Source organism: Mesorhizobium muleiense (assembly GCF_900099905.1).
GTDB classification, from domain to species: domain Bacteria; phylum Pseudomonadota; class Alphaproteobacteria; order Rhizobiales; family Rhizobiaceae; genus Mesorhizobium; species Mesorhizobium muleiense.
Window position 1 is genome coordinate 284,498 of record NZ_FNEE01000003.1, and the last position, 20,630, is coordinate 305,127.

23 protein-coding genes are annotated in these 20,630 nt (G+C 63.0%); 14 read left to right on the forward strand and 9 right to left on the reverse strand.

The window, feature by feature from the left end:
• The 3 genes from sdhA to BLT09_RS08935 all read left to right on the forward strand — a co-directional run bounded on the left by sdhA (position 1) and on the right by BLT09_RS08935 (position 3,411).
• Positions 1–1,839, forward strand: coding sequence for a succinate dehydrogenase flavoprotein subunit (gene sdhA / locus BLT09_RS08925; RefSeq protein WP_091592471.1), 1,839 nt, complete (start codon positions 1–3; stop codon positions 1,837–1,839).
• Between the two features lie 64 nt (positions 1,840–1,903).
• Positions 1,904–2,683 (forward strand): succinate dehydrogenase iron-sulfur subunit, encoded by a 780-nt coding sequence (locus tag BLT09_RS08930; protein ID WP_023800578.1) that lies wholly within the window; start codon positions 1,904–1,906, stop codon positions 2,681–2,683.
• 89 nt (positions 2,684–2,772) lie between these two features.
• On the forward strand, positions 2,773–3,411 hold the full coding sequence (locus BLT09_RS08935; RefSeq protein WP_091592231.1) for a YceH family protein: 639 nt from the start codon (positions 2,773–2,775) through the stop codon (positions 3,409–3,411).
• Between the two features lie 99 nt (positions 3,412–3,510).
• On the opposite strand, the gene BLT09_RS08940 is transcribed toward BLT09_RS08935, so the two are convergent.
• Entirely contained in the window at positions 3,511–3,936 is a 426-nt protein-coding gene (locus BLT09_RS08940) for an OsmC family protein (protein WP_091592234.1), read from the reverse strand.
• 194 nt (positions 3,937–4,130) lie between these two features.
• Here BLT09_RS08940 and BLT09_RS08945 point away from each other — a divergent pair, with 194 nt between their 5' ends.
• From BLT09_RS08945 to BLT09_RS08955, 3 genes are all read left to right on the forward strand, one after another.
• On the forward strand, positions 4,131–4,349 hold the full coding sequence (locus BLT09_RS08945; protein ID WP_091592473.1) for a hypothetical protein: 219 nt from the start codon (positions 4,131–4,133) through the stop codon (positions 4,347–4,349).
• Positions 4,346–4,702, forward strand: coding sequence for a YciI family protein (locus BLT09_RS08950; RefSeq protein WP_091592236.1), 357 nt, complete (start codon positions 4,346–4,348; stop codon positions 4,700–4,702). Before BLT09_RS08945 ends, BLT09_RS08950 begins: the two co-directional genes overlap by 4 nt.
• A 112-nt stretch (positions 4,703–4,814) precedes the next feature.
• Positions 4,815–5,342 (forward strand): hypothetical protein, encoded by a 528-nt coding sequence (locus BLT09_RS08955; RefSeq protein WP_091592238.1) that lies wholly within the window; start codon positions 4,815–4,817, stop codon positions 5,340–5,342.
• A gap of 42 nt (positions 5,343–5,384) precedes the next feature.
• Here BLT09_RS08955 and BLT09_RS08960 read toward each other — a convergent pair whose 3' ends face one another.
• The gene (locus BLT09_RS08960) at positions 5,385–6,644 is read right to left on the reverse strand and encodes a ubiquinone biosynthesis hydroxylase (RefSeq protein ID WP_091592475.1); all 1,260 of its coding nucleotides are present in this window, start codon (positions 6,642–6,644) and stop codon (positions 5,385–5,387) included.
• Positions 6,645–6,802: 158 nt separating this feature from the next.
• On the opposite strand from BLT09_RS08960, the gene tesB reads away from it, so the two are divergent.
• From tesB to BLT09_RS08990, 6 genes are all read left to right on the forward strand, one after another.
• A complete protein-coding gene (tesB, locus tag BLT09_RS08965; RefSeq protein WP_091592239.1) occupies positions 6,803–7,678 on the forward strand; it encodes an acyl-CoA thioesterase II in 876 nt (291 codons plus the stop codon).
• 220 nt (positions 7,679–7,898) lie between these two features.
• The gene (locus BLT09_RS08970; RefSeq protein WP_023800571.1) at positions 7,899–8,237 is read left to right on the forward strand and encodes a P-II family nitrogen regulator; all 339 of its coding nucleotides are present in this window, start codon (positions 7,899–7,901) and stop codon (positions 8,235–8,237) included.
• 31 nt (positions 8,238–8,268) lie between these two features.
• On the forward strand, positions 8,269–9,696 hold the full coding sequence (locus tag BLT09_RS08975) for an ammonium transporter (protein ID WP_091592240.1): 1,428 nt from the start codon (positions 8,269–8,271) through the stop codon (positions 9,694–9,696).
• 370 nt (positions 9,697–10,066) lie between these two features.
• On the forward strand, positions 10,067–12,712 hold the full coding sequence (locus BLT09_RS08980) for an FtsK/SpoIIIE family DNA translocase (protein ID WP_091592241.1): 2,646 nt from the start codon (positions 10,067–10,069) through the stop codon (positions 12,710–12,712).
• A 165-nt stretch (positions 12,713–12,877) separates the two neighbouring features.
• On the forward strand, positions 12,878–13,561 hold the full coding sequence (locus BLT09_RS08985; protein ID WP_027155917.1) for an outer-membrane lipoprotein carrier protein LolA: 684 nt from the start codon (positions 12,878–12,880) through the stop codon (positions 13,559–13,561).
• Between the two features lie 355 nt (positions 13,562–13,916).
• Positions 13,917–14,723, forward strand: a complete 807-nt coding sequence (locus tag BLT09_RS08990; RefSeq protein WP_027155918.1) for an exodeoxyribonuclease III — start codon at positions 13,917–13,919, stop codon at positions 14,721–14,723.
• A gap of 209 nt (positions 14,724–14,932) precedes the next feature.
• Here the strand turns inward: BLT09_RS08990 and BLT09_RS08995 are convergent, their stop codons facing one another.
• Positions 14,933–15,388 (reverse strand): cyclic nucleotide-binding domain-containing protein, encoded by a 456-nt coding sequence (locus tag BLT09_RS08995; RefSeq protein WP_091592242.1) that lies wholly within the window; start codon positions 15,386–15,388, stop codon positions 14,933–14,935.
• A 232-nt stretch (positions 15,389–15,620) separates the two neighbouring features.
• Positions 15,621–16,304: a response regulator transcription factor gene (locus BLT09_RS09000; RefSeq protein ID WP_027155919.1), complete on the reverse strand. Its 684-nt coding sequence runs from the start codon at positions 16,302–16,304 to the stop codon at positions 15,621–15,623.
• A gap of 84 nt (positions 16,305–16,388) precedes the next feature.
• Here BLT09_RS09000 and BLT09_RS09005 point away from each other — a divergent pair, with 84 nt between their 5' ends.
• Complete coding sequence (locus BLT09_RS09005; protein ID WP_027155920.1) at positions 16,389–16,985, forward strand: L,D-transpeptidase family protein; 597 nt, start codon at positions 16,389–16,391, stop codon at positions 16,983–16,985.
• A 192-nt stretch (positions 16,986–17,177) separates the two neighbouring features.
• On the opposite strand, the gene BLT09_RS09010 is transcribed toward BLT09_RS09005, so the two are convergent.
• Complete coding sequence (locus tag BLT09_RS09010) at positions 17,178–17,414, reverse strand: hypothetical protein (protein WP_091592244.1); 237 nt, start codon at positions 17,412–17,414, stop codon at positions 17,178–17,180.
• Between the two features lie 164 nt (positions 17,415–17,578).
• On the opposite strand from BLT09_RS09010, the gene gcvA reads away from it, so the two are divergent.
• Entirely contained in the window at positions 17,579–18,514 is a 936-nt protein-coding gene (gcvA, locus tag BLT09_RS09015; protein ID WP_091592246.1) for a transcriptional regulator GcvA, read from the forward strand.
• A 60-nt stretch (positions 18,515–18,574) separates the two neighbouring features.
• On the opposite strand, the gene BLT09_RS09020 is transcribed toward gcvA, so the two are convergent.
• From BLT09_RS09020 to BLT09_RS09035, 4 genes are all read right to left on the reverse strand, one after another.
• Complete coding sequence (locus BLT09_RS09020; RefSeq protein ID WP_091592248.1) at positions 18,575–18,982, reverse strand: DUF1761 domain-containing protein; 408 nt, start codon at positions 18,980–18,982, stop codon at positions 18,575–18,577.
• A 148-nt stretch (positions 18,983–19,130) separates the two neighbouring features.
• Positions 19,131–19,730 carry a class I SAM-dependent methyltransferase gene (locus BLT09_RS09025; protein WP_198032686.1) on the reverse strand — a complete coding sequence of 200 codons (600 nt, stop codon included), beginning with the start codon at positions 19,728–19,730 and terminating at the stop codon, positions 19,131–19,133.
• 53 nt (positions 19,731–19,783) lie between these two features.
• The gene (locus BLT09_RS09030) at positions 19,784–20,209 is read right to left on the reverse strand and encodes an EVE domain-containing protein (RefSeq protein ID WP_091592251.1); all 426 of its coding nucleotides are present in this window, start codon (positions 20,207–20,209) and stop codon (positions 19,784–19,786) included.
• Positions 20,210–20,332: 123 nt separating this feature from the next.
• Positions 20,333–20,629, reverse strand: coding sequence for a YciI-like protein (locus BLT09_RS09035; protein WP_027154810.1), 297 nt, complete (start codon positions 20,627–20,629; stop codon positions 20,333–20,335).
• Between the last annotated feature and the right edge of the window lies 1 nt (position 20,630).

Genomic DNA, 20,630 nt, shown 5'->3' on the forward strand with positions numbered 1-20,630 from the left:
TTGGCCAAGGACGCGAACAACGCCAACACGGCGTCCGCCTACAGCTATGTCGACCACAAATTCGACGTGGTTGTGGTCGGCGCCGGCGGCGCCGGCCTGCGCGCCACGCTCGGCATGGCCGAACAGGGCCTGCGCACCGCCTGCATCACCAAGGTTTTCCCGACGCGGTCGCACACTGTCGCCGCTCAGGGCGGCATCGCCGCCTCGCTGTCCAACATGGGCCCCGATTCCTGGCAGTGGCACATGTACGACACCGTGAAAGGATCGGATTGGCTCGGCGACGTCGACGCCATGGAATATCTGGTGCGCGAAGCACCCGCCGCCGTCTACGAGCTCGAGCATTACGGCGTGCCGTTCTCGCGCACCGAAGAGGGCAAGATCTACCAGCGGCCGTTCGGCGGCCACATGATGAATTTCGGCGACGGCCCGCCGGTACAGCGCACCTGTGCGGCCGCCGACCGCACCGGCCACGCCATCCTGCACACGCTCTACGGCCAGTCGCTGAAGAACAACGCGCAGTTCTTCATAGAGTATTTCGCGCTCGACCTGATCATGGAGCCGGATGGCACCTGCACCGGCGTCGTCGCCTGGAACCTCGACGACGGCACCATCCACCGCTTTTCGGCAAAAATGGTGGTGCTGGCGACCGGCGGCTATGGCCGTGCTTATTTCTCGGCGACCTCGGCGCACACCTGCACCGGCGATGGCGGCGGCATGGCGGCGCGGGCCGGGTTGCCGCTGCAGGACATGGAATTCGTGCAGTTCCACCCGACCGGCATCTACGGCGCCGGCTGCCTGATCACCGAGGGCGCGCGCGGCGAAGGCGGCTATCTCGTCAACTCAGAGGGCGAGCGCTTCATGGAGCGCTATGCGCCGTCGGCCAAGGACCTTGCCTCGCGTGACGTGGTCTCGCGCTGCATGACGCTGGAGATCCGTGAGGGACGCGGCGTCGGCAAGAACAAGGACCATATTTTCCTCCACCTCGACCACCTCGATCCGGCCGTCTTGCACGAGCGGCTTCCGGGTATTTCGGAGTCGGCAAAGATCTTTGCCGGCGTCGATCTGACCAAGGAGCCGATCCCGGTGCTGCCGACGGTCCACTACAATATGGGCGGCGTGCCGACCAACTACTGGGGCGAGGTGCTCAACCCCACCGCCTTGAACCCGGACCAGGTGTCGCCCGGGCTGATGGCGGTCGGCGAAGCCGGCTGCGCCTCCGTCCACGGCGCCAACCGGCTGGGCTCCAACTCGCTGATCGATCTGGTGGTGTTCGGCCGCGCGGCGGCGATCCGGGCCGGCCAGGTGATCGACCGCAACGCGGCGATCCCGTCGCCCAACGAAGCCTCGGTCGACAGGATCATGGACCGCTTCGACCGGCTGCGTCACGCCAATGGCTCGACGCCGACGGCGGTCTTGCGCGAAAAGATGCAGAAGGCGATGCAGGACGATGCGGCGGTGTTCCGCACCCAGGAATCGCTGCAAAGCGGCTGCAAGCGCATTTCGCAGATCTGGGGCGAGCTCAAGGACGTAAAAGTGTTCGATCGCTCGATGATCTGGAATTCCGACCTGGTCGAGACGCTGGAGCTGGAAAACCTGATGGCCAACGCCATCACCACGGTCTACGCCGCCGAGGCGCGCAAGGAGAGCCGTGGCGCGCATGCGCGAGAAGATTTTTCGGCGCGCGACGATGCGAACTGGCGCAAGCACACGCTGTCCCGGCTCAGCGAGGCCGGCGAGGTGTCGCTCAGCTATCGGCCGGTGCACACCGAGCCGCTGCTCAGGGAAGCAGACGGCGGCATCAACCTGGCCAAGATCGCGCCCAAGGCCAGGGTGTATTGATGATGGCCGCGGTAAACGGGACTTGGTCAGGGCTGAAGCTCGTCATCCGAAAGGACCTGAGATAATGGTCGAACTCACCCTTCCGAAAAACTCGAAGATCAAGGCCGGAAAAACCTGGCCGAAGCCGGAGGGTGCGACCAATCTGCGGGAATACCGCATCTACCGCTGGTCGCCGGACGATGACGAGAACCCGCGCATGGACACCTATTTCGTCGACATGGACGATTGCGGGCCGATGGTGCTCGACGCTCTGCTCTACATCAAGAACAAGATCGACCCGACGCTGACGCTGCGCCGCTCCTGCCGCGAGGGCATTTGCGGCTCCTGCGCCATGAATATCGACGGTTCCAACACGCTCGCCTGCACCAAGGGCTGCGATGACATTTCCGGCGCGATCAAGGTCTACCCGCTGCCGCATATGCCGGTGGTCAAGGACCTGGTGCCCGACCTGACCAATTTCTATGCCCAGCACGCCTCGATCGAGCCGTGGCTGAAGACGGTGTCGCCCGAGCCGGCCAAGGAATGGCTGCAGAGCCATGAGGACCGCGAAAAGCTCGACGGGCTCTATGAATGCATCCTGTGCGCCTGCTGCTCGACCTCATGCCCGAGCTATTGGTGGAACGGCGACCGCTATCTCGGTCCGGCGACGCTGCTGCAGGCCTATCGCTGGCTGATCGATTCCCGGGACGAGGCCAAGGGCGAACGGCTCGACAATCTCGAAGACCCGTTCCGGCTCTATCGCTGCCACACCATCATGAACTGCGCCCAGACCTGTCCCAAGGGGCTGAACCCGGCCAAGGCGATCGCCGAGATCAAGAAGATGATGGTGGAGAGAAGGGTTTAGCTTCGGACGGGGGTTGCTGCAGGGATCATCTCGTCGGTAGTGATCCTTCGCGCCGGCGCTGTCCCGCCGACTTCAAAGGAAGCCGACCCATGACCGATACCGAACTCCCCATCCTCTCTCCCGTCGAAGCGCGCGTGCTCGGTTGCCTGATCGAAAAGAAGGAACTGACGCCCGACATCTACCCGCTGACGCTCAATGCGGCACTTGCCGCCGCCAACCAGAAGACGGCGCGCGAGCCGGTGATGTCGGTCGAGCTTGTCGAGGTGAGACGAGCGCTTGGCCAACTCGAGCACAAGGGGCTGGTCAGGCAGGTCTTTGCCTCGCGTGTCGAGCGCTACGAGCATGTCGTCGCGCAGCGCTTTTCGCTGACCTCGGCGCAGATTGCGCTGCTTGGGCTGCTGTTGCTGCGCGGTCCGCAGACCGCCTATGAATTGCTGGCGCGCAGCGAGCGCATGGCGCGGTTGCCCTCCATCGACGAGCTTCGCAGCAATCTCGACCTGTTGATCGGCCGCAAGCCGCCGCTCGTTCAGCAGATCGATCGTGGTCCCGGCCAGCGTGAGGACCGCTATGTGCATCTCCTGGGCGGGCCGGTGCAGCTGTCGGCTGCCGCAGCGCCCTTGCAAGCGCCTTCGCCGGCCTCGGATCTCGAAGCGCGCGTGCAGGCTCTCGAGGAAGAGGTCGCACAGATGCGCGCACGCATCGACGCGCTGACCGGCGACGGACGCTGATGACCTATTGAGGCGTTGGAGGGACGTGAAGGATCGCCTACGCCCCACAAATGAAAACGCCGGCCCTGGAGCCGGCGTTTATCACCTCATGCCATCTGCTCAGCCGAGCTTGGCGTCGAGCGAAACCTTTATGGCGCCGAGTGCCTTCGAGACCGGGCATTCGGCCTTGGCCTTCTCGGCCAGCTCCTGGAACTTCGCCGCATCGATGCCCGGCACCTTGCCGACCACCGTGAGCGCGCTGCCTGTGATCCCCGTGCCAGGGATCAGCGTCACCACCGCCTTGGCGTCGAGTTCGGTGGCGGGGGTGCCGTTCTCGGCCAGGAAGTGAGAGAACTGCATGGCGTAGCAGCCGGCATGCGCGGCGGCGATGAGTTCCTCCGGATTGGTGCCGGCCTTGCCGCTTTCATCCTCGAACCGCGCCTTGAACGAGTAGGGCGTGGCTTTCAGAGCCGCGCTCTGCGTGTCGAGCGTGCCGTTGCCCTCTTTCAGATTGCCTTTCCAGACGGCGTTTGCGGTGCGGTCCATGAATTCCTCCTTGATTGTGGTGGCTGAGCCGTGATCGGCGTCTGGTCGACTATAGCGCGCGCGGGCACGAAGGCCACCCGTGCTTTCGCGCCAATGGCCAGTCGCAAAAAAAACCGTGTGCAAAAATGTCGACTTCCATCTGCCTCGGCCGTCCTGCGGGCGGCCACGGGTTTCGTGGCCGAATGGAGGACACCATGAATAATCTGTTTTCTGCTCACTGGAGAGACACCTGCCGAAAGGCGGCTGAACAGGAAGCCGACTGGTTGGATCGGCAATTTTCCGGTTTCGGTCGACTGCTTGCTGCGGTCGCCATGATAGGGGTTGCGGTATCCCTTCTCGATCATGCGGCGGTCAAAAGCCCGGCTAGGACCTTGGCCGCCAACGGTTCGTCCCAACAAGGAGATGACAGATGAAATACGTTTGCCTGGTCTATGGTGAGGAAAAAGAGCTTTACGCGATGAGCCCGGAGAGGCTGGCCAGGCTCGACGCCGACTCGCTCGCCTATGACAAATCGGTGGAGCAAAGCGGCCGGCTGATCATCGCGCAGGCGCTGCAATCGGTAAAAACCTCGAAAACCGTGCGCCGGCGCAAGGGCAAGCGGCTGATCACCGATGGTCCCTTCGCCGAGACCAAGGAGCAATTGCTCGGCTTCGTCATGATCGAGGCGGCGGATATCGACGAGGCCCTGGAGATTGCCGGCGGGATCCCGCTGGCCGAAATCGGCACGATCGAGGTCAGGGCGATCTACAACGTGCCGGGATCCTGAACATTATTCCGGTTGCGTCCGGCGGAATCGATTTCTTCGGCGGGCGCAACTTTTGCGTGTTGAAGCGAGACAGCACTTCTCCTATCGTCGCTGCGGTTGGGGGATTTCGGGCATGCATATACTGATTGCCGCAATTGGGCTGTTGGGAGTGGCGGCGTTCTGGTGGTATCGGATGAAGGCCATGAACGATGCGGCGCGCGAGGTCGCGGACGTCGTCGGGCGGGTGCAAGGCAACATTCGGCGCAAGAGGTTGCGCAATCAGGCGGCGCTCTCACCGCTGACGGCGATCGACGATCCGGTCGTGGCGGCCGCGACGCTGATCACCGCAATCATTTCCGAGAACGGCCCTGTCCTGCCGCAGCGCGAAGCCGTGGTTCGGTCGGTGATTTCGGAGATTGCAGACGACAAGAAGACCGATGAGGCCGTGGTCTACGCCAAATGGGCGGCGTCCCAGATCGACGATGCCACGATCGTCATCGACAAACTGGCGCCGTTCCTGCGCGAACGTCTCGATGTGACTGAGCGAAACGATTTGCTGCAGATGGTGAACCGCGCGGCGCAGGCTGGTGAGCAACCCCTAAAAATATCCGACCAGAGGATACTGCGGCTGCGCCAGAAGCTCGGCTTCGAGGTCAACTAAGGGTGTGCTGATATTCAGGTGATGCCGGCCCGTCAGTCGGGTTCAGATCGCCTCGCCCTTGAGCAGTTTCGGCGTGTCGCCGGACAGACCGGACGCCTGGCGGATGAAGAAATCCTTCAGCCGCGGCATGCGTTCGACGAGACCGAGGCCGATGTCGCGGACGGCGCGCAACGGGCCGATGTCGTTGGAAAACAGCCGGTTCAGGACATCGGTGGTGATGCCCATCTGCAGCGTGTCGAAGCGCCGCCACTGCTGGTAGCGTTCGAGCACGTCGAGCGCACCGACATCCTGGCCGAGCCGGTCGGCCTCGACCACCACTTCGGCCAACGCCGCCACATCCTTGAAACCGAGATTGAGGCCCTGGCCGGCGATCGGGTGGATGCCGTGGGCGGCGTCGCCGGCGAGCGCAATGCGCGGCGCGACGAAATGGCGGGCGATGGTCAGGCCGAGCGGCCAGGCGCGCGGCTTGTCGGCGACGCGAATTTCGCCGAGCTTCAGGCCAAACCGCTGTTCCAGCTCGTGCTCGAAGACGAGGTCGTCGCCGTCGACCAGTTTTTCGGCGTCTTCCGACCGCTCGACCCAGACGATCGACGAGCGGTGGGTGCCGTCCTTATCCGGCTTGAGCGGCAGCGTGGCGAACGGGCCGGCTGGCAGAAAATGCTCTTCGGCGCGGCCATTATGCGGTCGTTCATGCGCGACGGTGCAGACGATGCCGGACTGGCCGTAGTCCCATTTCACCGTCTTGATGCCGGCCATGTCGCGCAGCTTCGAGTTGACGCCGTCGGCGGCGATCAGCAGCCGCGCCTTCAGTGTCGCGCCGTCGGCAAGATGCACGGTGATGCCGGCACCGTTGACGTCGAAGGCACTGACGGCGACGCCTTCGATGATGTCGATGCCGAGTGTTTCAGCGCGCCGGCGCAAGGCGCCGTTCAAATCCCTGTTGGCGACCATATGCGCAAACGCTTCGCCGGGCGCGACCTCGCCATCGAACGTGAGAAACACCGGGCGCAGCGGATCGGAAGCGCGCGAATCGGTGACGATCATCTCGGTGATCGCCTGCGCCTCGGGGGCGATTTCGGCCCAGACGCCGAGTTGGTCGAGCATGCGGCAAGCGGCAGCGGCGATCGCCGAGGCGCGGCCGTCCTTTTGCCAGATGCCGGCGGGCGCGGCGTCGACGACAGCGACCGCCAGGCTCGGTCGTGCCTGTTTCAGCGATACGGCGGCGGCAAGGCCGACATAGCCGGCGCCGGCGACCAGAATGTCGAGCGCGGTTCGGTTTTTTGCATCCGCCTTGTCGACCATGGCAAATTCCTTTCCGGCCAAATTCCTTTCCGGCCTTGACTGCCCGTCATTCCTGTCGGAAACCGCCATAACACTTTTGCGGCTTCTGAAGCTCGCTTCGAGTGAAATATCGAAATTAAGGCGAACTTCGGAATCAAAACGACACGAGGGCGCGAAACATGACGGCGGCCATGGACGAGCTTCTCGGCATTCTCGACCTCGAGCAGCTGGAACACAACCTGTACCGTGGTCGCAGCCCCAAACTCGACTGGCAGCGTGTCTTCGGCGGCCAGACCATCGCCCAGGCGCTGGTCGCCGCCCAGCGAACGGTCGAGCCCGAACGCCACGTGCATTCGCTGCACGGCTATTTCATGCGGCCGGGCGACACCAAGGTGCCGATCATCTACCAGGTCGACCGCATCCGCGACGGCGGCTCCTTCACCACGCGCCGTGTCGTGGCTGTCCAGCACGGCCAGGCGATCTTTTCGCTGGAAGCCTCGTTCCAGCAGGACGAGGTCGGTCTCGAGCACCAGGTGCCGATGCCGCTGGACGTGCCGGCGCCCGACACATTGCTGTCGCAGCGCGAATTGATCGGCAAGTTCGGCGCGGCCGTGCCCGACGGCATCAGGCGCTACTGGGAGCGTGACCGGCCGATCGAGATGAAGCCGGTGATGCTGGAGCATTACACCAGCCGGGAGAAGCTGGAGCCGAAACAGAACATCTGGATCCGCACGACCGGCCCGGTTCCGGGCGATCGCGCCGCGCAGGCGGCCGTGCTTGCCTATCTTTCCGACATGACGCTGCTCGATACCTCCACCTTTGCGCATGGCCGCGCCATCTTCGATAGCGACATCCAGGCGGCGAGCCTCGATCACGCCATGTGGTTCCATCGCAGCCATGCGCTGGACGACTGGATGCTCTACACGCAGGACAGCCCGTCGACGCAAGGGTCGCGGGGGTTCACGCGCGGGTCGCTGTTTGCCCGCGACGGCACGTTGATCGCCTCGGTTGCCCAGGAAGGCCTCATCAGGCTGAAGCGGCCGCCCGCGGAATAGGCAATTTTGCAAAATTGCCTACTTTTTAATCAGCTGCGCTGCCGCGACTATGAACAGTCAGCCGACAAACCTTCCCCAAGTCGTTATTTAACAGCAGCTTAACACCCTGCTTCGGCAACTGGCACGGAGCTTGAATCCTAGCGGGCACTCTCCGGCTCTCATGGGGATCGGCGAAGTCGTGCAAACGCGGGGGACCCGCAACAGTAAAGGGTGAAACCTTATGAAAATCGTGATGGCAATCATCAAGCCGTTCAAGCTCGACGAGGTGCGCGAAGCGCTCACCGCAGTCGGCATCCAGGGCCTGACCGTCACCGAAGTCAAAGGCTACGGGCGTCAGAAGGGACACACGGAAATCTATCGAGGGGCGGAATACGCGGTCAGCTTCCTGCCGAAGATCAAGATCGAAGTCGCGGTCGGCCTGGACATGGTCGACAAGGCCGTCGAAGCCATCACTGCGGCGGCCAAGACCGGTCAGATCGGCGACGGCAAGATCTTCGTTTTCGGCATCGACCAGGCGGTGCGCATTCGCACCGGCGAAACAGACACCGACGCGCTTTGAGCTGCGGAAACGTATTCCAATGGAGAGTTCAATGAATATTCCTTCTACTTTGAAGTCGGTGGCGCGCACCGCGCTGCTGGGCTCACTCGCTATCGCAGCGCTGGGCACGGTCGCCGCATTCGCGCAGGAAGCGGCGCCGGCCGCACCGGCCGCGCCAGCAGCGCCGGCCTTTACCGTCGACAAGGGCGACACGACGTGGATGATGATCTCCACCATCCTGGTGCTGCTGATGACCATTCCCGGCCTTGCCCTTTTCTACGGCGGCCTGGTTCGCGCCAAGAATATGCTGTCGGTGCTGATGCAGGTCTTCACCATCACCAGCGTGGTCATGATCGTCTGGGTTTTCTACGGCTACAGCCTTGCCTTCACCCCCGGCAACGCCTTCGTCGGCGGCCTTTCCAAGATGTTTCTCGCCGGCGTCGACGTGACGACGGTGTCGGAAACTTTTACCAAGGGCGTCGCCATTCCTGAACTGGTGTTCGTCATCTTCCAGATGAGCTTCGCCTGCATCACGCCTGCCCTGATCGTCGGCGCCTTCGCCGAACGCGTCAAGTTTTCGGCCGTGATCCTTTTCACCATCCTGTGGGTCACATTCGTCTACTTCCCGATCGCGCATATGGTCTGGTTCTGGGGCGGCCCGAGCGCTTACAGCGACCCGTCGGGGCTCATCTTCAGCTTCGGCGCCATCGACTTCGCCGGCGGCACCGTCGTTCACATCAATGCGGGCATCGCCGGCCTTGTTGGCGCGCTGATGATCGGCAAGCGCATCGGCTACAACAAGGACGTCATGGCGCCGCATTCGATGACACTGACCATGGTCGGCGCTTCGCTGCTGTGGGTCGGCTGGTTCGGCTTCAATGCCGGTTCGAACCTCGAAGCCAACGCCTATGCGGTGCTGGCCATGGTCAACACCTTCGTCGCCACAGCCGCGGCGGCAGTGACCTGGATCGTGCTCGAAACGCTGCTGCGCGGCAAAGCCTCCATGCTTGGCGCGGTTTCGGGCGCTGTTACCGGCCTTGTCGCCGTCACGCCCGCCGCCGGCTTTGGCGGACCGATGGGCGTCATCGTGCTCGGCATCGTCGCCAGCTGCGTCTGTTACTTCTTCGTTTCGGTCGTGAAGAACAAGTTCGGCTACGATGACAGCCTTGATGTCTTCGGCATCCACTGCGTCGGCGGCATCATCGGCGCGCTCGGCACCGGCATCCTGGTCAACCCCGCCCTCGGCGGCGCCGGCATCGTCGATTATTCGACGGCCGACTTCGCCGCCGGCTATGCCGGCACGGCGACCCAGTTGTGGTCGCAGTTCAAGGGTGTCCTGGTAACGGTCCTGTGGTCGGGCATCGGCAGCGCCATCCTCTACAAGATCGTCGATATGATCGTAGGCTTGCGCCCGACAGCCGATGCAGAGCGCGAAGGGCTCGACCTCACCGCGCATGGCGAAGCGGCCTATCACCCGTAAGCCTGGTAATCTGTGGGTCTTGTCTGGGTCGGCCTCGGCCGCCCCGGACCTCTCCTCCCGTCGTGACGCTCCCGAAAAGGGCTCACGCATTGAGGCCCGGACCGGTTCCGGGCCTCTTTTTCGTGCGATGCCGCGCCGGTGGCAGTCCAGGCTCGGTCACAATCGCTTGATCGGGCGGCTGATCGACCCTGGGCGATGAAACATCGGCCGGCCAGCGTGCCCGCCATTTGTGTGACCGGTTTCCACTCGGGGAGCGCCGGCACGCACCCATGGTTAATGCGGCCTTAACCTTCCCGCCGATAGTCTGGCATCCGAATCTGCCGGAGTGCGTCATGCGTCCGGCCAGTCCAAGACAGACGGGGAACGACGAATGCGTTCAGGGGCTTCAGCACCGCTTGCGCTGGCCGATACGGAGCACGGCATCAGGGCGTTCGCGCGGCGTCAGGTCGGCCGGCTGCTCGGCGCCGGCCTGTTTGCGCTGGTCGCCTTCGGCGTCGCCAGCCTCGCCACCTGGAACGTCGCCGACCCAAGCTTCTCCCATGCCACCGACAACATCGTCACCAACGCCATGGGCTATGTGGGCGCTGTCTTCTCCGACCTAGCCATGCAGTTCTTCGGCCTTGCTGCGGTCGCGGCGCTGGTGCCGGCGGTGGTGTGGGGATCTCTGCTGTTTTCGGCACGCGGCGTCGACAGGCTGCCGAAGCGCGGGCTCGCCTGGTTCGGCTACGCGGTGCTTGCCGCGGCCATGGCCGGCTGCGTGGTGCCGCCCAAGACCTGGCCGCTGCCGACCGGTCTCGGCGGCGTGTTCGGCGACATGGTGCTCAAGATTCCCGGGCTCGTCGTCGGCGGCTATCCGACCGGTCTCATCGCCAGCGTGCTCGCTGTGCTTCTGGCCGCGCCGGCACTGTGGCTGTTTGCCTACGGCTCGGCGCTGATTGCACGCAAGAACGGTTTCGCCGTCCTGGAGCAACCGGCCGCAGCCGATCCGAGGGACCAGGACGACCTGCTTTTCGACAATGACGAGGATGAGGGCGACGAGGGCATTCTGGCGCTTGGCGCGATCACGCATTGGTGGCTATCGTTGCGGGCCTACCTCCGCCGCCGCGCCGCCCGCCGCCGCGAGCGCGACGATTTCGAACCGGAGCCGCGCGCCAGCGCCTGGCGGCGCGCTGCCGAACGGGTCGAATCGGCCGAATTCGCCGAATCGCGGATGAGTGCCGATGGCCGCGCCCGCGTCGAGCCGGAATTCTTCGCCGCCATGGTCAACGACCGCAGCGCCTCGCTCGATCCCGACGACGCCGATGTTTTTGACAATGACGACATGGATTTTGCGCCGGAGCCCGCGGGCCAGCGCAGCGCTGCGCCCAATGCGAAGGTGCAGCCGTTCCGCTCCGATGCGGCCACCCGCGTCGCGGCGCCGGCGCCGCGACCGGTACCGGGCGCGCGTGTCCAGCGCGAAGCGCAGTCCTCGCTGATCGGCTCCGAACAATTCGAAATGCCGTCGCTGCATTTCCTGTCCGAGCCGAAGAACGTCGTGCGCGACGCCAGCCTGTCCAAGGACGCGCTCGAGCAGAATGCCCGCCTGCTCGAGGGCGTGCTGGAGGATTTCGGCGTCAAGGGCGAGATCATCCATGTCCGCCCCGGCCCGGTCGTCACGCTTTACGAGCTGGAACCGGCGCCCGGCATCAAATCGTCGCGGGTCATCGGCCTGTCTGACGACATCGCCCGCTCGATGAGCGCGATCGCCTGCCGCGTCGCCGTGGTGCCCGGCCGCAACGCCATCGGCATCGAACTGCCGAACGCCAAGCGCGAGACCGTCTATCTCAGGGAAATCATGGCCAGCCGCGATTTCGAGACCACCAAGGCTAAGTTGGCGCTGGCGCTCGGCAAGACCATCAACGGCGAGGCGGTCATCGTCGACATCGCCAAGATGCCGCACGTGCTGGTCGCCGGCACCACCGGCTCGGGCAAGTCGGTCGCCATCAACACCATGATCCTGTCACTGCTCTATCGACTGACGCCGCAGGACTGCCGGCTGATCATGATCGACCCGAAAATGCTGGAGCTCTCGGTCTATGACGGCATCCCGCATCTTTTGACGCCCGTCGTCACCGATCCGAAGAAGGCGGTGGTGGCGCTGAAATGGACCGTGCGCGAAATGGAGGACCGCTACCGCAAAATGTCGAAGGTCGGCGTCCGCAACATCGACGGTTTCAACGCGCGGGTGCAGCAGGCCGAGAAGAAGGGCGAAAAAATCTCGCGCACCGTGCAGACCGGCTTCGACCGGCAGACCGGCGAAGCGGTCTATGAGACGGAAAACCTCGATCTCGAGCCAATGCCCTACATCGTCGTCATCATCGACGAGATGGCCGATTTGATGATGGTCGCCGGCAAGGACATCGAAGGCGCGGTGCAGCGCCTGGCGCAGATGGCGCGCGCTGCCGGCATCCACGTCATCATGGCGACGCAGCGGCCGTCGGTCGACGTCATCACCGGCACGATCAAGGCCAACTTCCCGACCCGCATCTCCTTCCAGGTGACGTCGAAGATCGACAGCCGCACCATTCTGGGCGAACAGGGCGCCGAACAGCTGCTCGGCATGGGCGACATGCTCTACATGGCCGGCGGCGGCCGCATCCAGCGCGTGCACGGTCCCTTCGTTTCCGATGACGAGGTCGAGAAGATTGTCGCGCATCTGAAGCTGCAGGGCGTTCCGGAATATCTCGATGCCATTACCGAGGATGACGACGAGGACGACGATGAGCCGTCGGGCAAGGGTGGCTCGGGCGGTGGCGGTGGCAATTTCGAGGATTCCGACGATCCCTATGACCAGGCGGTTGCGGTGGTGCTGCGTGACGGCAAGGCCTCGACCAGCTACATCCAGCGCCGGCTCGGCATCGGCTACAACCGCGCCGCCTCGATCATCGAGAAGATGGAGAAGGAAGGCATTGTCGGCCCGGCCAACCATGCCGGAAAACGCGAAATTCTGGTGCCGACGGAGGACGACAAGTTCTGATCCGCCCGCCAAGCCGACAGGATTTTCGCGGCTGCAACCTGACGGCAGCAACTTTGAACCTTCTGGCGCGTTTGCAACGACCAAGCGCTGTTCGGCCGCCAAACTTAAGCCCAACTGGGGGGCCAAACACTGCGACAACAGATGAACCAGACGAGAGTAACCGGCATGAAAAACTCTTCTTTCGCCACGATCAGCGATTTTGCCCCGACCCGCCGCCAACTGCTTGGCCTCGGCCTGGTCCTGGCCGGCGCCGCGGCCATCAATGTCGTGCCCGGGGTCCAGTTGCTGGCGTCGGCGCAAGCGGCGGTGCCAGCCACCGCGCAGAAGATCGCCGACCATTTTTCCTCGGTCAAATCTATGGCCGGCGAATTCGTGCAGTTCGGACCCAAGGGCGAGCAGACCGGCGGCAAGTTCTTTCTGGAACGGCCGGGCAAGATACGCTTCAACTATGATGGGACGTCGAATTTCCGGGTGATTTCCGACGGCAAGTCGGTGGTCATCCTGAACAAGCGGCTGAAAACGTCCGATCTCTACCCGCTGTCGAAGACGCCGCTCAAGCTGCTGCTCGACACCAGGATCGACCTCTCCGGCGGCCGCGTCAAAAGCGTCAAGGAAGAGAACGACGTCACCACCATCCAACTCGCCGACAAATCGGTGTTCGGCAGTTCGAAGATCACCATGATGTTCGATCCGAAAACCTACGAATTGCGCCAGTGGACGATCACCGACGCGCAAGGCAAGGACACGACGGTGATGATCTTCAACGTCAGGGAAGGCGTAAGCTTCGCCCCCGACACCTTTGCCATCGACTACACGGCCAACCGCGAACTGAACACCAAGTCGCGGTAGGTTGCCAACGCTGTCGGAAGGTTCCAGGCGTTGGTGCTGCCCCTCACCTGCCTGCCGGCATCCTCTCCCCGTATAGGGACGGGGAGAGGGGACCCTTCATCAATGATTTCGCCAACCAATTGTCAGCGTAGCAAAACGAGCGCCAAGGGTGAGGTCAGCCCCTTCTCCCCGTCACTATACGGGGAGAAGTGCCCGGCAGGGCGATGAGGGGCGGCGCCGAGGTCGACCATGACATCAACAGGCCCGGCCAACCGCTGCCGGCTTGTTTTTGCGGTGCGCGGCTGGCAGTAGTTTCCGGGATTGACTTTCCGTCGGAGCCATCTGGCGGACCTTGCGCTGTCCCGGAATCCCAAACATGCCCTTTTCGATCGCGACCTGGAACATCAATTCCGTCCGCCTGCGCATGCCGCTCGTCGAACGCCTGCTTGTCGAACAGGCACCGGACGTGCTCTGCCTGCAGGAAACCAAAGTTCCGGACGAACTGTTTCCCGAGAAGGCGTTCCGCAAGCTCGGCTATCAGCACATCGCCTTCCACGGCCAGAAGGGCTATCACGGCGTGGCGACGGTGGCGCGCCGGCCGATCGCGATTGTCGAAAAGCGCCGCTTCTGCGAGATCGAGGACTGCCGACATCTGTCGGTCACCGTGCGAGCCGGCGGCAAGGCGATCCTGCTGCACAATTTCTACGTTCCGGCCGGCGGCGACGAGCCCGACCCCGTTATCAACCGCAAGTTCAAGCACAAGCTGGATTTCGTCGCCGAAATGAACGCCATCCGCGCCGAGCACGACGAAGTGTCCGGCTCGATTCTGGTCGGTGACCTCAACATCGCGCCGCTCGAGCACGATGTCTGGTCGCACAAGCAGCTCCTGAAAGTGGTCAGCCATACGCCGGTCGAGACGGAAAATTTCGAGGCGATGCGGCTCGCCGGCGACTGGGTCGACCTGATGCGGCTCAACGTGCCTTACGAGCAGAAGCTCTACACCTGGTGGAGCTATCGCGCGCAGGATTGGCAAGCGTCGGATCGCGGCCGGCGGCTCGACCATGTCTGGTCGTCGCCAAACCTGGTGCCGAGCTTTGCCGGCTACGAGATCCTGCGGCCGGCGCGCGGCTGGCAACGGCCGTCGGACCATGTGCCGGTCATAGCGCGGTTCGACCTGGATTAGGTGTATCGATATTCAGATGAGGCCGGCCTGCGAATGACGGTTTCCTGCGCTTCCGGTGCTCACGTACCCAAAAGTACGCTCCGCTCCGGTTCTCGGATCCCATCATTCTCGGCTCGGCCTGATCTGAATCTCGGCACACCTCAGCCCTTGCCGCCCTGATCCGACTGGCTTTCACGGTCTGTGTGAGAGCGAGTTGAAAGCATCCGGGTTCAGTCGTCGAAACGCGGCGCCAGCTTCTCGATGCGGCGGATCATTGCCAGAAAATCCTCGGAGATGCGCTGGTGCAGGTGGACCGCGATATCGGGATATTCCTCCAGGATGCGGTGGAACATCTTGCGGCTGAGCCGCAGCACTTCCGAATCGATCTCGGCGGATGCGCTGGTCAGCCGGTTGGTGTCGGCGATCAGCGCCAGTTCGCTCAGCATCGTACCGGGGCCGGCCGTGCCTATCGGGACTTGGGCGCCATCCTGCTCGCGATACAGCACGATGCGCCCGCTGACCACGATATAGGCGCAATCGGCCTCGTCGTCCTCGCGGTAGAGCTTGTGGTCGGCCTGCAGCCTGGTGGTTTCCGCGCCAAAGGCGAGCAGACGCAGCTGTTCCTCCGTGAAGCTCTCGAAGAGCCTCACGGCGGACAGGATGCGGATGTCGTCATCCAACGCCATCTAGCTGTGTCCCCGAACGGCCAGTCCAATCCCTCCATTGGAGCGCCGAGCGTTCCTTTTGACGCGGCAAAGGACGCTCTAAACGCTTTGAAATCGACGCACCGGGCTTTCCAAAAAACGAATCCGGTTTTTGGGCCGTTGCGTCAGCGAGCTCGATCCAGAACCACCTCCAGTCTCAGGATCGTACCCGAAAGCGGCGCCTCCCCTAACCGCTGATTGAATGATTAAATGTTTAAGGAACCAGCTTGTAGCCACCACTTTCTGTCACAAGAATTTCTGCGTTGGAAGGATCGCGCTCGATCTTCTGGCGCAGCCGATAGACATGGGTTTCCAGCGTGTGCGTGGTGACGCCGGAATTGTAGCCCCACACTTCCTCGAGCAGCACGTCGCGCGTCACCACCTTCTGGTCGGCGCGATAGAGATATTTGATGATCGAGGCTTCCTTTTCGGTCAGCCGCACCTTGGCGCCGCGCTGGTCGATCAGAAGCTTCTGGCTAGGCTTGAAAGTGTAGGGGCCAACCGAAAAGGTGGCGTCTTCGCTCTGCTCATGCTGGCGAAGCTGGGCACGGATGCGGGCCAGGAGAACCGCGAAGCGGAACGGCTTGACCACATAGTCGTTGGCGCCGGCTTCGAGGCCGAGAATCGTATCGGAATCGGTGTCGTGTCCCGTCAGCATGATGATAGGCGACTTGTAGCCGCCCTTGCGCAGTATTTTCACCGCCTCTCGGCCATCCATGTCGGGGAGGCCGACATCCATGATGAGCAGATCGATGATGCCGCCGCGGGCCGTGGCGATGCCTTTGGCGGCTGTTGATTCCTGCAGGACGTCGAATTCTTCATAGAGAGACAATTGCTCGACGAGCGTGCCGCGCAGGTCGTCATCGTCATCGACGATCAGAATGGTGCGTGAAGTCATGGATCAATCCGTTGTTTTGAAAAGAAAATTCAGTTGACCGCTGCCTGTTTATGCGGAAGCTGACCGGCACAACAGCCGATCACAATGATTTGTTCCGTGGCACGATCATACAAGAAAAAACGCGCGTGCAATGAGGCGAGCGCATTTTTGCGAAAAGGGCTTCGTGTTCTCACCGTGCGCGCCAGGCCCGGCCACCCCAGCCAGGGACTTCTGCAGGCTGGCAAACTGGTGTTTTCCTGTGCGCTGGGGCGCGGCGGCATATCGGCCGGCAAGCGCGAAGGCGATGGCGCCACGCCGCTTGGGTCGATGCGGATACTGTCGGGATATTTCCGTAACGATCATTTTCCCGGCGGCCGCAAAACCCGGCTGGCGATGGCGCCGATCGGTCGCGATCTTGGCTGGTGCGAAGTGCCTGAGGACCGCAACTACAACCGTCCGGTCAAGATTCCCTATGGCGCCAGCCACGAGCGGATGCTGCGCGCCGACCGCCTTTATGACGCCTGCCTGGTGCTCGACTGGAACATTGCGCCGCGTCGCCGCGGACGCGGCAGCGCCATCTTCTTTCATTTGGCCCGCCCCGACTTCACACCGACGCAAGGCTGCGTCGCGGTGACAGCACGCACGATGGCCCGGCTGCTGCCGCTGCTGTCGGACCGCACGGTGATGAGGGTGGTGAGGTAGGGGAGTAGGGGAGTAGGGCAGTAGGGCAGTAGGGCAGTAGGGCAGTAGGGCAGTAGGGCAGTAGGGCAGGAAGAAAGTGTCAGTAGGGTTGCGCAGGCGCGCCGCTTCCTTTTCGTTTTCCTACTCCCCTACTCCCCTACTCCCCTACTCCCCTACTCCCCTACTCCCCTACTCCCCTACTCCCCTACTCCCCTACGTCCGCGGCCTCTGCCAGCCGATGTCGAGCAGACCCAACCGGCCGAGTTCCCGGTCCATCGCGCGCGCGACATCCTTGCGTTCGGCGCCGATGTCGCGCAATTGCCGGTCCGGAAGGTCGTCGACGTTCTCGGGCGGGAGGTTGACCGCCATTTTTGCATGGCGGAACCAATCAGACACCGCGCGCAGCCAGGCCGGGCGGATGGTTACAGGACTCAAGACGATGTGAGACATGGTGCAATCCGGCTTCTCCGGACATCAAGTCCGGTTTGATGTTTGTTCGATGGTCACATCATGACGGATTGAAATTAAAACGAGAAACGAGTAGTTTTCTCCGTATCTTCAAGTTTTGTTTGAGGATTGAAAATGCTCGACCGGCCTCTCCTCGTCCTATTCTGATGGCGCGCCTGCTGCCAGGAACCCGTGCACTGAGGACGCTGGAAGCAGCCGCCCGGCACCTCAATTTCACCCGCGCCGCGGACGAACTTGGCCTGACCCCGGCCGCGGTCAGCCACCAGATCAAGGAAATCGAGGATCAGCTCGGCATCGTGCTGTTCACGCGCACCAGCCGCACCATCCGGCTGACCGAGGCGGGCGCGGTGCTGTTCGAGGCCTCGACCGACGCGCTCGACCTGCTTGGCCGCGCCGTCTCACGGGCGCACAAGCTGGCGCGTGGAACGGCGTTGCTGAAAGTGACACTCGACGCCCAGTTCGCGACAAAATGGCTGATGCGACGCGTCGATGATTTTCGCAAGCAGCGACCGGGCATCGAGCTCCGCTTCGACATTGCCTCTGAATTGCGCGATTTCGACCTGGACGACGTCGATGTCGGCATCCGTTTCGGCGCGGGAAAATATCCCGGCCTTTGCACCCACCGGCTGTTCGACAACATCATCATCCCTGTGTGCAGCCCCAGCCTGCTGGCCTCCGGCCCGCCGCTGCGCGAGCCACGCGATCTCTTCCATCACACGCTCGCCCATATCGAGTGGGCGCGACAGGGCGTGACCTGGCCAAACTGGCGGATGTGGATGGCGGCGGCCGGCGTCGACGATTTCGACGACAGCCGGACGATCGTGTTCGGCACCTCGACCGACGCCGTTCAGGCCGCGCTCGACGGCAATGCCGTTGCGCTCGCCGATTTTGCCATGGTGGCGAACGACCTTTCCGAGGGCCGGCTGATCCGGCCCTTCGAACTTGGCATCAAGGTTCCGCCCGACTTCGCCTACTTCCTGGTCTATCCCATCGCATCCGCCAATGATCCCAGGATCGTGGCGTTCAGGGATTGGCTCCTCAACGAAGTTCACAACCCGCAGCCGGAGCCGACGCTTGGATGAGCTTCAGGTCGCCCTGAGTGATCAGCTGGCAGTCGTCGACCTATTTTCATGGCGGCAGCGTCAGCCCGCGACATCCGCCGCGCCGAACCAACCGATCACCGCGCCGATGATAAGCAGCACGCCGAGCCAGTGGCCGCAGTCGATGATGGTCAAGTCCCAGTCGAACCCTTGGTAGCGATGATTGACGGATAGCGTCGTGGCGACGAATCCGAACCAGAGAACGAAGCCGAAGACGAGCCCGGCAACGAGGCTCGGTTCGCCACCGGTCATCGCTCCGACGATCAGAGACATGACGAGCGCCATGACAATTTCCGCGACGAAGCTGATTACGAAGGGCAGCGGCGATTTACTCATGGTCGCCGGATCAAGCCTGGTGGCCTTTAGCCACGGCTTGCTCAGGCCCATGTACCAGGCAGCGCCGAACAACCACGCCACCACCGCGGCGACGATCACCGCCAGCCAGTTCACTGCTGAAAAACCATGATTTCCTCCCCGGAAGCATGTCGCTCAAAAGCATGCCCCCGGGCCCGAGCCGGGGGGTGCCCAGCGGTTTTGGGACAACGGCATGCGTATTCTCAAAATCGAAGCGTGATGGAACGCCTGTTCGGCGATGCCGTCAAGAAAACCGCCAGACGGTGGTGCGTTTGACCAGCGCGTCTTCCAGCGCCCGGGTTACCGACACCTCGTAGACGGCGAGCGGCTCCAGTCCAGCTTTCGGCAGATAGGAGCGGCCGGGATCGCCAACGAGGATGTCGGCGCCACGCGCCTTGAGCGTCGCGAACCATGGCTTCAGCCGGTCGGCGAAGGATTTGTCGTAGAAGACGTCACCGGCCAGGACCACATCCCAGCCCGCATCGGTTCCGATGCAGTCGGTGCCAAGAAACATTATCCCGACGCCATTGGCCTCGGCGTTGAGGCGGATCGCGGTCGCGCAGAACGGGTCGATGTCGGCGGCGATCACCTCTGCCGCGCCGGCCTTCACTGCCGCAATGGCGACAAGGCCGGAACCGGAGGCAAAGTCGAGCACGCGCTTGCCCTGCACATCAGACGGATTGTCGAGGATGTAGCGGGCAAGGCCCTGGCCGCCGGCCCAGGCGAAGGCCCAGAAAGGCGGCGGCAGACCGATTTCGGCCAGTTCGTCCTCTGTCCGCTGCCACAGATCATGCGCCTCGTCGGCCAGATGCAGCAGCATCTCCGGCACATGCGGCGGTGCCATCAGCGCCGTGTTGTCGAGGATGAAGTTTCTCGCGCTGTTTGGCGTCAGCGCCGTCACGGCGCCGGCGTCAGGTCGCCCATGCGGCAGACCTCTTTCCATTCGGCCGACGTCACCGGCTGCACGGAAAGCCGTCCGAGTCGGACCAGCGCCATCTCGGCAAGCTTGGGGTTGGCCTTGACCTGCTCCAGCGTCACCGGCTTCGGCACATCCTTGACGGCGCGGATATCGACACATTCCCAGCGCGGATCGTCAGTAGTGGTGTCCTGATGGGCCAGCGCGCAGACCTCGACGATGCCGACCACGTCGAGCCCGTCGTTGGAATGGTAGAAGAAGCCGAGATCGCCGATCTGCATCGCCTTCATGTTGTTGCGCGCCGCATAGTTGCGCACGCCGTCCCATTGCGTGCCGGCCTTGCCCTTCGCCTTGAGGTCCTCGAAGGAGAAGACCGAGGGTTCGGATTTGAACAGCCAGTAGTTCATTTTTTGCTCCTCCGCGGCTGGAGATCAGCTGCAGCGCCGCGCGTCTTTCAGACGCGCAAAGGACGCTGTAGCACTTTGATTTTGCGCATGATCCTTTCCGAAAATCGATTCCGATTTTCGGAGTCATGCACTCACTGGCTTGTTGAAGGTCCAATTCCATTGCCGGATTTCGACGCTTTCGAACAGCCCTGCCCTGGCAAAGGGGTCTGCCGCCGATAGCGCTTCTGCCGCCTCCAGATCGGGCGCCTCAACCACGACGAGGCTGCCGTTCGGCTTGCCGTCGGCGTCGAGGAACGGACCGGCGAAGGCCAGCTTGTTCTCGCCGTTCAGTCCCTCCAAAAAGGCAACATGCTCGGGCCGCGTATCGAGCCGCACCTGCAGGCTTCCAGGCTTGTCCTTGCAAATCAGCGCAAACAGCATC

Bases quoted from the DNA above. Each gene is read 5' to 3' on its own strand.
- BLT09_RS08980 (WP_091592241.1), top strand. From the start codon at position 10,067: ATGCGTTCAGGGGCTTCAGCACCGCTTGCGCTGGCCGATACGGAGCAC.
- tesB (WP_091592239.1), top strand. From the start codon at position 6,803: ATGACGGCGGCCATGGACGAGCTTCTCGGCATTCTCGACCTCGAGCAG.
- BLT09_RS09005 (WP_027155920.1), top strand. From the start codon at position 16,389: ATGATTTGTTCCGTGGCACGATCATACAAGAAAAAACGCGCGTGCAAT.
- BLT09_RS09035 (WP_027154810.1), bottom strand. From the start codon at position 20,629: ATGCTGTTTGCGCTGATTTGCAAGGACAAGCCTGGAAGCCTGCAGGTG.
- BLT09_RS09030 (WP_091592251.1), bottom strand. From the start codon at position 20,209: ATGAACTACTGGCTGTTCAAATCCGAACCCTCGGTCTTCTCCTTCGAG.
- BLT09_RS08985 (WP_027155917.1), top strand. From the start codon at position 12,878: ATGAAAAACTCTTCTTTCGCCACGATCAGCGATTTTGCCCCGACCCGC.
- BLT09_RS08970 (WP_023800571.1), top strand. From the start codon at position 7,899: ATGAAAATCGTGATGGCAATCATCAAGCCGTTCAAGCTCGACGAGGTG.
- BLT09_RS08940 (WP_091592234.1), bottom strand. From the start codon at position 3,936: ATGGACCGCACCGCAAACGCCGTCTGGAAAGGCAATCTGAAAGAGGGC.
- BLT09_RS08990 (WP_027155918.1), top strand. From the start codon at position 13,917: ATGCCCTTTTCGATCGCGACCTGGAACATCAATTCCGTCCGCCTGCGC.
- BLT09_RS08950 (WP_091592236.1), top strand. From the start codon at position 4,346: ATGAAATACGTTTGCCTGGTCTATGGTGAGGAAAAAGAGCTTTACGCG.
- BLT09_RS08995 (WP_091592242.1), bottom strand. From the start codon at position 15,388: ATGGCGTTGGATGACGACATCCGCATCCTGTCCGCCGTGAGGCTCTTC.
- BLT09_RS09010 (WP_091592244.1), bottom strand. From the start codon at position 17,414: ATGTCTCACATCGTCTTGAGTCCTGTAACCATCCGCCCGGCCTGGCTG.
- BLT09_RS08945 (WP_091592473.1), top strand. From the start codon at position 4,131: ATGAATAATCTGTTTTCTGCTCACTGGAGAGACACCTGCCGAAAGGCG.
- gcvA (WP_091592246.1), top strand. From the start codon at position 17,579: ATGGCGCGCCTGCTGCCAGGAACCCGTGCACTGAGGACGCTGGAAGCA.
- BLT09_RS08955 (WP_091592238.1), top strand. From the start codon at position 4,815: ATGCATATACTGATTGCCGCAATTGGGCTGTTGGGAGTGGCGGCGTTC.
- BLT09_RS08930 (WP_023800578.1), top strand. From the start codon at position 1,904: ATGGTCGAACTCACCCTTCCGAAAAACTCGAAGATCAAGGCCGGAAAA.
- BLT09_RS09000 (WP_027155919.1), bottom strand. From the start codon at position 16,304: ATGACTTCACGCACCATTCTGATCGTCGATGACGATGACGACCTGCGC.
- BLT09_RS08960 (WP_091592475.1), bottom strand. From the start codon at position 6,644: ATGGTCGACAAGGCGGATGCAAAAAACCGAACCGCGCTCGACATTCTG.
- BLT09_RS08935 (WP_091592231.1), top strand. From the start codon at position 2,773: ATGACCGATACCGAACTCCCCATCCTCTCTCCCGTCGAAGCGCGCGTG.
- BLT09_RS08975 (WP_091592240.1), top strand. From the start codon at position 8,269: ATGAATATTCCTTCTACTTTGAAGTCGGTGGCGCGCACCGCGCTGCTG.
- BLT09_RS09025 (WP_198032686.1), bottom strand. From the start codon at position 19,730: ATGGCACCGCCGCATGTGCCGGAGATGCTGCTGCATCTGGCCGACGAG.